Genomic DNA, 12,301 nt, shown 5'->3' with positions numbered 1-12,301 from the left:
ATGGACAAGCGCATCTTCGGTATCGAAACCGAATTCGGAATTTCCTATTCGAGCCCGGAGTCCCGCCCGCTCGCGCCGGAGGAAGTGGCCCGGTACCTCTTCCGCAAGGTGGTCAGCTGGGGGAGGTCCTCCAATGTGTTCCTCACCAACGGCTCACGGCTCTACCTCGACGTCGGTTCGCACCCTGAGTACGCGACCGCCGAGTGCGACGACCTGGCCCAGCTCATCGCCCATGACCGGGCGGGCGAGCTGATCCTGGACGACCTCGTGGACGAGGCGCAGGAGCGCCTTGCGGCCGAGGGGTTCAATGGCACCGTGTACCTGTTCAAGAACAACACCGACTCGGCGGGCAACTCCTACGGCAGCCACGAGAATTACCTGATTCCCCGCCGCGGGGAGTTTTCCCGGCTGGCGGAAATCCTGATCCCGTTCCTCGTGACCCGCCAGTTGATCGCCGGCGCGGGAAAGATCCTGAAGACCCCGCACGGCGCCACGTACGCCTTCTCCCAGCGCGCGGACCACATCTGGGAGGGGGTCTCCTCCGCCACGACCCGGTCCCGGCCGATCATCAACACCCGCGACGAGCCGCACGCCGACGCGGAGTTCTACCGGCGGCTGCATGTGATCGTCGGGGACTCGAACATGTCCGAGACCACGGCCCTGCTCAAAGTCGGCACCGTGGACCTGATCCTGCGGATGATCGAGGCCGGCGTGATCATGCGTGACATGCGGATGGAAAACCCGATCCGCAGCATCCGGGAGATCTCCCACGACCTCAGCGGCCGCGCGGTGGTGCGCCTCGCTAACGGCCGGCAGCTCACGGCCCTTGAGATCCAGCGCGAGTACCTGAACAAGGTGACCGAATTCGTGGCGGACCGCGGCGCCCACAACCCGCACGTCCCGCTCATCCTGGACCTGTGGGAACGGACCCTTGACGCGATCGAAAGCGGAAACACGAGCACGATCGACACCGAAGTTGACTGGGCCATCAAGAAGAAGCTGATGGACAACTACCGGGAGCGGCACGGCCTGGAACTCGACGCGCCGCGGATCGCCCAGTTGGACCTCACCTACCACGACATTTCACGCAGCCGCGGTCTCTTCTACCTGCTCCAGGCCCGCGGCGCGGCACGGCGGGTCGTCGATGACACCGCAGTGAAGGATGCCGTCGACGCGCCGCCGCAGACCACCCGGGCCAAACTGCGCGGCGACTTCGTCCGCCGGGCGCAGGAACTGGGCCGTGACTACACGGTGGACTGGGTCCATTTGAAGCTGAACGACCGCGCCCACCAGACCATTTTGTGCAAGGATCCCTTCCGCAGCGTGGACGACCGGGTGGACGCCCTGCTGGACTCTATGGGCTGATACCCAGCTTTCCGCGTTATTCTGGGGAAGGTGCCGTTTCACGGCCACCGCATGCTTTGCCGCTGGCAACCGTCCGGCGAAGCGTCCATCCTGCCCCGACGAAAGTTCTTACGTGCGCCGACTATTAGCAATTCTCCTCCCCGGACTGCTGCTGCTCACCGCTTGTGGTGGCGGCCAGCCTGCCGCCCCGGAGCCCACCAGCCAGTCCGCCGGCGAGACCGCGAAGCTGGACTCCCTGAAACTGACCGAGAACGGCGACAAGAAGGCCCCCGGCGTCGAGTTCACCAAGCCGCTTGAGGTCAAGGACCCGACCATCAAGGTGGTCAAGGACGGCGACGGCGAACGCGTCAAGGCCAACCAGGTCGCGGACATTTCCATCGTCGCCTTCAACGGCAAGGACGGCTCCACCCTTGAGGACACCTTCCCGAAGGACCCCGAGAAGCTCGAGCTGAACGATGAACTCAAGGCCGGCAGCGCGGTCATCTACAACGCCTTCGTCGGCGCCAAGGTCGGCTCCCATCTGGCCCTGGCCGTGCCGGGCAAGGCAGCCAGCGCCGAAGGCGGCGCGGCCCAGCCGTCGCAGCTGCTGGTCATCAAAATCCTCGCCGCGAAGGACGCTCCCAAGGTCCTGGACAAGCCCGAGGGCGACGCCGTGACCCCGCCGGCCGGCCTGCCCACCGTGAAGGAAAACGACAAGGGCGTTCCGGAGATCTCGGTCAAGGGCGTGGCCGCTCCCAAGGCCCTCATTTCCCAGGACCTGATCAAGGGCAAGGGCCAGGCGGTCAAGGAATCCGACACCGTCACCGTCAACTACGTTGGCGTGGCGCTGGCCTCGGGCAAGGTCTTCGACTCCAGCTTCACCAGCGGTAAGAAGGCCACGTTCCCGCTCAATGGCGTCATCAAGGGCTGGACGCAGGGCCTCGCCGGCAAGACCGTCGGCTCCCGCGTCCTCCTGGTCATCCCGAAGGCCCTCGCCTACGGCGACAAGGGCCAGGGCGACGCCAAGGGCGACCTCGTCTTCGTCGTTGACATCCTCGGCGTCAAGTAAACAACCCCGCTTAAGCAAGCCACCCAAGAAGGAGCAACCATGTCATTTGGACAGCGCAACATCGACCGCCAGAAGCCGGAAATTGACTTCCCGGAGGGCGACGTACCCACCGAGCTCGTCATCACCGACCTGATCGAGGGTGACGGTGCCGAGGCCAAGGCCGGCGACACCGTCTCCACCCACTACGTCGGCGTGGCCTGGTCCACCGGCGAAGAGTTCGACGCCTCCTGGGGCCGGGGCGCACCCCTGGACTTCCGGGTCGGCGTCGGCCAGGTCATCCAGGGCTGGGACCAGGGCCTGCTGGGCATGAAGGTCGGCGGCCGCCGCCGGCTCGAAATCCCCTCCGAAATGGCTTACGGCGCCCGCGGCGCCGGCGGAGCGATCGGCCCCAACGAGGCCCTGATCTTCGTCGTCGACCTCGTCGCCGTCCGCTAAGAGGCTCGAACTCAACCGTCGGCTTCAGGCCGGCACCGCGAAAGCGCGGTAACAATCGGAAAGTTCTTCCGGTTGTTGCCGCGCTTTCGCCGTCTTCGGGGCGGACACTTTAGTACCCTTGCGGAGTGTCCGCCTCACGTACTGAACGCCTCCTGAACCTGCTCATCGCCCTGCTCAACACCCAATACGGGCTACGCCGCAGCGAGCTGCGCGAGAAGGTCTATCACGACACCACCAGCTCCGAGGCGGCCTTCGGCCGGATGTTCGAACGGGACAAAGGCGAGCTGCGCCAGTTCGGCTTCGACGTCGAGACCGTGACGGACAAGGGCTGGGGCTCCGATGACCCGGCGACCACGCGGTACCGGATCGGCAAGGAATCCAACCGGCTGCCGGACGTCAGCCTGACCCCCGCAGAGTGCACCGTGCTGATCCTCGCCGCGCAGCTTTGGGAACAGGCTGCCCTGGGCTCCGCCGCGCGCGACGCCGTGCGCAAACTGCAGGCCGCCGGCGGCCTGCCGGACGCCGAACTTCCCCCGGGGGTCCAGCCCCGCATCCGCCCTGCCGGGCAGGCGTTCGAGGACCTCGTCGCCGCCGTCCACACCCAGCACCCCGTGAGCTTCAACTATCTGGCCGGCAGCACCGGACAGGAGGAGACCCGCACCGTCGAGCCCTGGGGCCTCGGCAGCCGCTTCGGGCAGTGGTACCTCGTTGGCCACGACCGCGCCCGCGGGGACAAACGGTTCTACCGGCTGTCGCGGTTCACCTCCGCCGTCACCGTGCTGGACCAGGAGTCCTTCACCCCGCCGTCGTCCTTCAACGTCCGCCAACAACTTGCCGCGCTGCCCGAACTGCCCGTGCGGCACGCCCTCGTCGACGTCGCCGACGGCGCGCTGCTGGGGCTTCGCAAGCATGCCGGACCCGCCGCCGGCACCGAGGGTGACATCACCGATGCCGTCGCGGCAGCGCCTCGCCCCGGTTTCGACCGCCTCAAGGTGCCATACCGGGACATTGAGACGCTCGCCGAGGAACTCGCCTCCTACGGCCCGAAGGCCGTCGTCGTCGCGCCGCCCGAGCTGCACACCGCCGTGCGCCGGCGACTGGCGGCAGCCGCAGCCTTCGCTGCGGCGCCGGTCCCGCCGATCGAATTCCCGCGTTTGGCTCCGGCCAAACGGAGCCGGAAACGCACGTCCGAGGACCAGCTCAAGCGGATGCTCCAGCTGGTCCCGTTCCTGGTACACAACCAGGGCCTGCACATCAGCGAAGTTGCCGACCGGTTCGGCATCACCCGCAAGGAACTCGAGGACGACCTGCGGATCCTGATCTGCTCCGGCCTGCCCGAGGGCTACCCGGACGATCTGTTGGACATCCAGTGGGACGACGACCACGTCTACATCATCGAGGACCTCGACCTTAAGCGGCCGGTGCGTTTCACCGTGGACGAGGCCTGCGCGCTGCTCACCGGCCTCGAAGCGCTCAACGGCCTGCCCGGACTCGCCGAGGGCGGCACCCTGGAGTCCGTGACGCTCAAGCTCATGGCCGCGGCCGGCGAGGAGGGGCTGAAGGCGGCGGCCGTGTCCGGTCCCGAGGTGGCGCCGGAGGATTCCGGCACCCTCGAAACGGCACGCAACGCCATCCGCACCGGCGCGCAGTTGCGGCTGAGCTATCTCTCCCCGCAACGCGATGCCGTCACCGAACGCGACATCGACCCGCAGCGGCTCTACTCAATGGACAGCACCTGGTACCTCGAGGCGTACTGCCATTCCGCGCAGGGCCTGCGGAACTTCCGGCTGGACCGGATCCAAAGCCTGGAACCCAACGGACGCCCGGTGTCCTCGGCCGCCAACCCGGCAGGCGGGTTCCCGGTCAAGCTGTTCACGCCCAACGACGATGACGCCGTGGTGGTGGTCGAGCTGACCAGGCAGGGCGCCGGGCTCGCGGATGACTACTACGCCGAACGGACCGCCGCGCTTGCGGACGGCCACGTCCTGGCCGAAATCCGCTTCGGCAGTGCCGGCTGGCTGCCGATGTTCGTGGCCCAGCACGGCGGCGCCGTCCGCATCCTGCAGCCTCCTGCGCTGGCCGCGGCCGCCCGGGAATGGCTCGACGCCGCCCTCGCCCGATACGAGGACCACCCCGCACGCCAGCTAGACTGATCAGCATGCCTTGGTGGTCCTGGATCGTAATCTGGATAGCGCTCGTCGCGCTGTCGCTGCTGTTCTTTGGCGTGCTCGGCGTCCGGCTCTTCCGGCAGTTCATGGCCACGGTCAAGGAACTCGGTGAGGCGGGGGAGCGCTTCTCCACGTTCGCTTCCTCCCCGCTTACCTCCGGTTCAGCCGCTGTTCATGTGGGTGCCGTAGGCTCGAACGGCGACGACGCGGGGGACGGAGCCGGCCCGTACGCGGAGCCCGGGGCAGCCGTTTTTGCCCCGCCCGCGTTGATGCGACATGATTACCATGCATCCAAAATCGCGCGTCAGGAAGCCCGGCGGTTGCGCCGGATCCGGCGCAAAGCGGAGCGAGGCCAGCCCCAGGCGCTGCGCGACATCGATCTGCGTTAGACATAGGATGTACTCAAACGAAAGGACCACCCAGCATGAGGCTTGAAGGCTGGCATCTCATCATCATCATCGTCCTGGCCCTGGTGCTTTTCGCTGCACCGAAGCTGCCCGGAATGGCCCGCAGCCTGGGCCAGTCGATGCGGATTTTCAAATCCGAGGTCCGCGAAATGAAAAAGGACGGCACGCCGGAGGCCAAGGCTGACTCCGACGCCGTCGAAGGCAAAGTCGTGAACCACCCCCGGTCCGCCGGCACCGAGAGCCGCCCGGGCGAGGGAACCGACGTTCCGCCGCCGAACCGCGCCTAGAACCACATGGCAGTAACCATGAGCCGCCGATCGAACCCCGAAGGCCGGATGGCCCTCCTCGATCACCTCAAAGAGCTGCGGAACCGGCTCTTTAAGTCGGCGATCGCCGTCGTCCTCGGGACCGTCGTCGGATTCCTCGTCTACCAGCCCATGCTGGCGGCGCTGATCAAGCCGATCCGCGACCTGAACGAACATGAAGGCCGGCAGGCGTCGCTGAACTTCGACGGCGTGGCGAGCTCCTTTGACCTGATGATCCAGGTGTCCGTGTTCCTGGGCCTGATCGTCGCCAGCCCGGTCTGGCTCTACCAGCTCTGGGCGTTCATTGTCCCCGGGCTGCACAAGAAGGAACGGCGCCTGGCGCTCTCCTTCGTCGCCGCCGCCGTGCCGCTCTTCGTCGGAGGCGTCCTGCTCGCCTGGCTGGTGCTCCCCAACGCGGTGCGGGTGCTGACCGACTTCACCCCCTCCGGCGGCTCCAACTTCATCAGCGCCCAGGTCTACCTGTCCTTCGTGCTGCGCCTGTTGCTCGCCTTCGGCATTGCCTTCCTGCTGCCGGTGGTGCTGTTCGGGCTCAACCTGGCCGGGCTGATCAAAGGCCAGCAGCTGCTCAAGAGCTGGCGGATCACCGTGTTCTTGGTCTGCCTCTTCGCTGCCATGGCCGCCCCCGGCGCCGACGCGATGAGCATGTTCTACCTTGCCGTGCCCATGCTAGTGCTGTTCTTCACCGCCATCGGGCTGTGCCTGCTCAACGACCGCCGGCGGGAGAAGCGGGCGGCCAAGGTGGCCGCCGAGACCGAAGCCACCGCGGACCAGGCGACTCCCAGCTCCGAGCTGGAGAATCTCTAGCCGTCCGCCCACTAGGCTGGAAGCATGTCCTCACTACCCGGGCCGGAGTCGCCGTCCGAGCGTTACCGTGCCAGCGCCGAGCGGGCCGCAGAAGCCAAGACCTATCTGGGCGGTTTCACCCGTTCGCTCGCGTTCGACCTCGATCCCTTCCAGCGCGAGGCGTGCCTGTCCCTGCAAGCGGGCCGGGGCGTGCTGGTGGCCGCCCCGACCGGGGCCGGAAAGACGATTGTCGGGGAGTTCGCCATTTACCTGGCGCTCCAGCGCGGCCTGAAAGCCTTCTACACGACGCCGATCAAGGCGCTAAGCAACCAGAAGTACACCGAGCTGGCCGAGAAGTACGGCGCGGCGCAGGTGGGCCTGCTGACCGGTGACACCAGCATCAACGGCGAAGCCCCGGTTGTGGTGATGACCACCGAGGTGCTCCGCAACATGCTCTATGCCGGCTCGGAGACCCTGGATGACCTCGGCTTCGTCGTGATGGACGAGGTGCATTACCTCGCCGACCGGTTCCGCGGCGCGGTCTGGGAGGAAGTCATCATCCATCTGCCCAGCGAGGTGCAGGTGGCCTCGCTCAGCGCCACGGTCTCCAACGCCGAGGAGTTCGGCGCCTGGCTGGACACCGTCCGCGGCCAGACAGACGTGATCGTCTCCGAGCACCGTCCCGTACCGCTGTGGCAGCACGTCATGGTGGGACGCAAGATCGTGGACCTGTTCGCCGGCGACACCAGCTTCGACGAAATTGCGCCCGCCGGTGAGGAGAACGTAGCCGCTACCGCGGATACCGCAGGCTCCAGCGCCGCGATCACCGAACGCGCCGGCTACGAGGTCAACCCGGAATTGCTGTCGATGGCCCGGGCCGAGAGCCAGATGAACTTCCGCGGCCGCTTCGGGCACGGCGGCCGCAACCAGCGCCGCCAGCAGCGCGGCCAGCGGGAGGCGGCCCCGCAGGGCGGCCCGCGCAGCCCGGTCCGGAAGGCCAGCCGCCCGCAGGTCATCGCCAGCCTGGACCGGATGGACCTGTTGCCGGCCATCACCTTCATCTTCTCGCGCGCCGGCTGCGATGCCGCCGTGGCGCAGTGCGTCTCCGCCGGGCTCTGGCTGACCACCGAGAAGGAACAGCTCATCATCGCCCAGCGGGTCGACGAAGCGGCCCAGGAAATCCCCTCCGACGATCTGGACGTCCTGGGCTTCTGGAGCTGGCGGGACGGGCTGCTGCGTGGCCTGGCCGCGCACCATGCCGGCATGTTGCCGACCTTCAAGGAGGTAGTCGAGAAGCTCTTCGTGGACGGACTGGTCAAGGCGGTGTTCGCCACCGAGACCCTCGCGCTGGGCGTCAACATGCCCGCGCGCTGCGTGGTGCTGGAGAAGCTGGACAAGTTCAACGGCGAAGCGCACGTGAACATCACGGCGGGGGAGTACACCCAGCTGACCGGCCGGGCGGGCCGCCGCGGGATCGACGTCGAGGGGCACGCCGTCGTGCTCTGGCAGCCGGGCACCGATCCGGCAGCCGTCGCGGGTCTCGCCTCCCGCCGGACCTACCCGCTGAACTCCAGCTTCCGGCCCACCTACAACATGTCCATTAACCTCGTGGCCCAGTTCGGCCGGCCGCGCGCCCGCGAAATCCTTGAGTCCTCCTTCGCCCAGTTCCAAGCGGACCGCTCCGTGGTCGGACTGGCCAAGCAGGTCCGCAGCCGGGAGGAATCCCTGGCAGGGTTCAGCAAGGCAATGAGCTGCCATCTGGGCGACTTCACCGAGTACTCCAGACTGCGCCGGGCCCTGTCGGACGCCGAAAACGCAGCTTCCAAAGGCACGTCACGGGCCCGGAAGTCGCTCACCGAAGACTCCCTGAGCCGGCTGCTGCCCGGCGACGTCGTCGATGTGCCGTCCGGCCGGGCCCCCGGCCTCGCCGTCGTGCTCAGCTCGGACCACCACTCCCGCGAGCCGCGGCCGGCGGTTATGACCCTGGACAACCAGCTTCGCCGGATCGGCCTTCACGATGTGGAAGGACCGCTGGCCCCGATCACGCGGGTCAGGATCCCCAAGTCCTTCAACGCCAAAGTGCCGAAGTCGCGGCGCGACCTGGCCTCATCGGTCCGCAACGCCATCCGGGAGAGCCGTCCGCCGGCACCGCCGAACCGGAACGAGGACTTCGGCCGTGCCGCCGCCTTGCCGAACATGGAGAAGAAGATCGCGGAACTGCGCCGCGAGCTCCGGGCCCACCCCTGCCACGGCTGCAGCGAACGCGAAGACCACGCCCGCTGGTCCGAGCGCTGGTGGAAGCTCCGGCAGGAAACCGACGGCCTGATCCGCCAAATCCAGGGCCGCACCAACACCATCGCCAAGACCTTCGACCGGGTCTGCGGAGTCCTCTCCGGCTACGGCTACCTGGAAACCTCCGACTCGGGCACGCTTTCCATCAGCCCGGACGGGCAGCGGCTGCGCCGGATCTACGGGGAAAAGGACCTGCTGATCTCCCAGTCGCTGCGGATGGGCGCCTTCAGCGACCTCGACGCCGCGGAAATCGCGGCACTGGCCAGCGTTCTGGTCTACCAGGCCAAGCGCGAGGACCGCGGTCTGCGGCCCAAGATGCCCAGCGTCTCGCTGGAGTCCGCCGTCGACACCGTGGTGCGCGAGTGGTCCGCCCTGGAGGACGTGGAGGAGGCCAACAAGCTGCCACTGACGGGGGAGCCCGAGCTCGGCCTGGTCTGGCCGATCTTCAAGTGGGCCAAGGGCCGGCACCTCCAGGAGGTGCTCAGCGGCACGGACCTCGCCGCCGGCGACTTCGTCCGCTGGGTGAAACAGGTCATCGACCTGCTGGACCAGCTCGCCAAGATTCCCGGACTGGACCCGCGCGTCGCACGGCTGTGCGGCGACGCGATCACCCTGGTCAAACGCGGCGTCGTCGCTTACTCGGCCGTCGTGTGACCGGACCCTAGCGGCCCTCCGCCCCTGCCTTTCCTCCACCATGCCCCGATGCCGCAGGCCCGGCACACCGGCCCCCAGCTACAAGGAGTTCCACACCATGACCGCTTCACCGTCCGAGGCTTCCAAGGAACAGCGCAAGGTGACGCTGTACCGCAACGGTTCCGTCTACACCGCGGCTGATCCCTTCGCTACGGCCATGCTGGTCGACGGTGACACCGTGGCCTGGGTCGGCTCTGAACAGGCCGCCACGTCCATCGCGGACTCCTCCATGGAGGTCATCGACCTGCAGGGCGCGCTCCTTGCCCCCGGCTTCGTGGACTCCCACGTGCACCTGACGGAGACCGGCATCGCCCTTGACTCGCTCCAGCTCGGCGGGGTCCGCTCCGCAGCCGAACTGCTTGACGCCGTCGCCGGCGCCGCCGTCTCCGCTTCCGGCGCGGGCGGCACGGTGCTGGGGCACGGCTGGGACGAAACGCTCTGGGCCGACCCGGTCCTGCCCAGCCTCGAAGAACTGGACCGCGCCGCCGGCGGCCGGCCGGTATACCTGTCGCGGGTGGACGTGCACTCGGCCCTTGTCTCCGCTTCCCTGGCCGCCGCGTCCGGCCTTGAGAGCCTCGACGGCTACGCCGCCGACGGGCAGGTCAAACGGGCCGCCCACACCGCCGCGCGGCGCGCCGCCCGGAACCTGCCCGCCGGTGCCCTGCGCCGCTACCAGGAGGCCGCGCTGGCCGAGGCGGCCGCCAACGGCTATGTCGCTCTCGCCGAAATGGCGGCACCGCACATCGGCAGCATCGAGGACCTGCAGCTCGCGGCCGGCTGGAACGCCGCCGACCGGCCAGGACACGCCGTCCCGGAGATCCTGCCCTACTGGGGCCAGCTCGCCGGTTCCGCCGAACAGGCCCGGTCCATCCTGGACAGCCTTGGCGTTTCTGTCCTGGGCCTGGCCGGCGACCTGAACATGGACGGTTCCATCGGTTCACGGACCGCCGCGCTCCGCGGCGACTACAGCGACGCGCCGGGGGAGCGGGGCACCCGCTACCTCTCGGTCGATGAGGCCGCGGCGCACCTCGCGGCCTGCTCGGTGCTCGGGATCCAGGCAGGCTTCCATGTGATCGGCGACGCCGGACTCGACGCGGCGCTGGACGCCCTGGACCAGGCCGCCGCCGAAGTCGGGGAACAGCGCGTCCGTGCCGCCGGCCACCGCCTGGAGCACGTCGAAATCGCCGACGCGGACGCCATCCAACGGCTGGCCAAGTACTCGGTGACCGTCAGTGCGCAGCCCGTCTTCGATGCCCTCTGGGGCGGCGGGGAGAGCCTCTATGCCCAGCGGCTTGGCGCCCGCCACGCCGCCATGAACCCCTTTGGCTCGTTCTACTCCGCCGGCGTGCCGGTGTGCTTCGGCAGCGACAGCCCGGTCACGCCGTTGCGGCCCTGGTCCAGCGTCCGCGCCTGCCTCGAACACCACAACGCCGATGAGCGGATTTCTGCCCGCGCAGCCTTCCTCGGCCACACCCGGGCCGGCTGGCGGGCGGCCCGGTACCGGAACCCAATGGCGGGCCAGCTTGTCCCCGGCGCTCCGGCGAGTTTCGCGGTCTGGGAAGTCGAAGAACTCATGGTGCAGGTGGCCGACGGCCGGGTCCAGTCCTGGAGCACGGACCCGCGCGCCCGGACACCGTTGCTCCCGGCACTGGACACCGGCACCGACCCGGTCTGCCTGCAGACCGTGCGGGACGGCGTCGAACTCTTCTCCAACGGCTCACTCGGACGCTAAGCGCCCTGCCGCGCCGGACCACGCCTGCACGCCCGGGCGGTCCAAACCGGCCGGTCCGCGCCGGACCACGCCGGCATGCCCGGGCGGTCCACACCGGGCGGTCCGCGCCGGACCACGCCTGCCGGGCCGGCCGCCCGGCCTCGGCGTGCCGACTGACTATAATGGGGAGCTGTGCCTGTCGTCGGCTAACTGCCGACAGTCCCGGCCCTCCGACCGCTCCCTCCAAGGAAAGGCCCCGCTGTGCGTGTCCTCACGATCATCCCGACCTACAACGAGCTGGAATCGTTGCCCAAGACCCTCGGGCGTCTCCGCACCGCTGTGCCGGCCTCCGACGTCCTGGTGGTTGACGACAACAGCCCCGACGGCACGGGCCAGCTGGCGGATCGAATCGCGGCTGAGGATGGCCAGGTCCACGTCCTGCACCGGGAGGGCAAGGCCGGACTCGGCGCGGCATACATCGCCGGCTTCAAGTGGGGCCTCGACGCCGGCTACGACATCCTTGTCGAGATGGACGCCGACGGTTCGCACAAGCCGGAGCAGCTGCCCCAGCTGATAGAAGCAGTCGAGCAGGGTGCAGACCTGGCCATGGGTTCCCGCTGGGTCCCGGGCGGCAGCGTCGTGAACTGGCCGCTGTACCGGCAGGCCATCTCCCGCGTTGGCAGCACCTACGCCCGCATCATGCTGGGCGTCAAAATCAAGGACGTCACCGGCGGCTTCCGTGCCTTCCGCCGGAGCACGCTGGAGAAGCTCAACCTCGACTCCGTGGACTCGGTGGGCTACGGCTTCCAGGTGGACCTCGCCTGGCGTGTGGCCAAGCTGGGCCTGAACATCGTGGAGCGTCCCATCACCTTCGTCGAGCGCGAGCTGGGCGCGTCGAAGATGAGCGGCAACATCGTGGTCGAAGCCATGATCAACGTCACCAAGTGGGGCCTCACCGCCCGTTGGAACACCCTAAGCCGCAAGCTCGGCCGCAAATAGACTCAGACGCGCAAAAGGCCGGGCCGGCACCTCGTTGAGGTGCCGGCCCGGCCTTTTGTGCGTGGGCGCGGTTG

Annotated in this window: 10 protein-coding genes; all 10 read left to right on the top strand. The window is 68.2% G+C overall.

What is annotated here, in order from left to right:
• The 10 genes from pafA (at position 1) to AC1DBL_RS06375 (ending at position 12,227) form a co-directional block, all read left to right on the top strand.
• Complete coding sequence (gene pafA, locus AC1DBL_RS06420; RefSeq protein ID WP_441417791.1) at positions 1 to 1,365, top strand: Pup--protein ligase; 1,365 nt, start codon at positions 1 to 3, stop codon at positions 1,363 to 1,365.
• A 112-nt stretch (positions 1,366 to 1,477) separates the two neighbouring features.
• Complete coding sequence (locus AC1DBL_RS06415; RefSeq protein ID WP_476908819.1) at positions 1,478 to 2,413, top strand: FKBP-type peptidyl-prolyl cis-trans isomerase; 936 nt, start codon at positions 1,478 to 1,480, stop codon at positions 2,411 to 2,413.
• A gap of 39 nt (positions 2,414 to 2,452) precedes the next feature.
• Positions 2,453 to 2,848, top strand: a complete 396-nt coding sequence (locus AC1DBL_RS06410) for an FKBP-type peptidyl-prolyl cis-trans isomerase (protein ID WP_441417789.1) — start codon at positions 2,453 to 2,455, stop codon at positions 2,846 to 2,848.
• 125 nt (positions 2,849 to 2,973) lie between these two features.
• Positions 2,974 to 5,001: a helix-turn-helix transcriptional regulator gene (locus AC1DBL_RS06405; RefSeq protein WP_441417788.1), complete on the top strand. Its 2,028-nt coding sequence runs from the start codon at positions 2,974 to 2,976 to the stop codon at positions 4,999 to 5,001.
• A gap of 5 nt (positions 5,002 to 5,006) precedes the next feature.
• On the top strand, positions 5,007 to 5,405 hold the full coding sequence (locus AC1DBL_RS06400) for a hypothetical protein (protein ID WP_476908818.1): 399 nt from the start codon (positions 5,007 to 5,009) through the stop codon (positions 5,403 to 5,405).
• A gap of 35 nt (positions 5,406 to 5,440) precedes the next feature.
• Positions 5,441 to 5,710 carry a Sec-independent protein translocase subunit TatA gene (gene tatA, locus AC1DBL_RS06395; RefSeq protein ID WP_441417786.1) on the top strand — a complete coding sequence of 90 codons (270 nt, stop codon included), beginning with the start codon at positions 5,441 to 5,443 and terminating at the stop codon, positions 5,708 to 5,710.
• Positions 5,711 to 5,758: 48 nt separating this feature from the next.
• Positions 5,759 to 6,553 carry a twin-arginine translocase subunit TatC gene (tatC, locus tag AC1DBL_RS06390; protein WP_441417884.1) on the top strand — a complete coding sequence of 265 codons (795 nt, stop codon included), beginning with the start codon at positions 5,759 to 5,761 and terminating at the stop codon, positions 6,551 to 6,553.
• 24 nt (positions 6,554 to 6,577) lie between these two features.
• Positions 6,578 to 9,478, top strand: coding sequence for a DEAD/DEAH box helicase (locus AC1DBL_RS06385; RefSeq protein ID WP_476925704.1), 2,901 nt, complete (start codon positions 6,578 to 6,580; stop codon positions 9,476 to 9,478).
• A 97-nt stretch (positions 9,479 to 9,575) separates the two neighbouring features.
• Complete coding sequence (locus tag AC1DBL_RS06380) at positions 9,576 to 11,249, top strand: amidohydrolase (RefSeq protein ID WP_476925703.1); 1,674 nt, start codon at positions 9,576 to 9,578, stop codon at positions 11,247 to 11,249.
• A 240-nt stretch (positions 11,250 to 11,489) separates the two neighbouring features.
• Positions 11,490 to 12,227, top strand: a complete 738-nt coding sequence (locus tag AC1DBL_RS06375; RefSeq protein WP_441417783.1) for a polyprenol monophosphomannose synthase — start codon at positions 11,490 to 11,492, stop codon at positions 12,225 to 12,227.
• Positions 12,228 to 12,301: the final 74 nt, after the last annotated feature.

It is taken from the genome of Arthrobacter sp. 10T44 (assembly GCF_056393885.1).
Note: the sequence above shows the minus strand (reverse complement) of the source record. Positions and strands in the feature narration are given on the sequence as shown.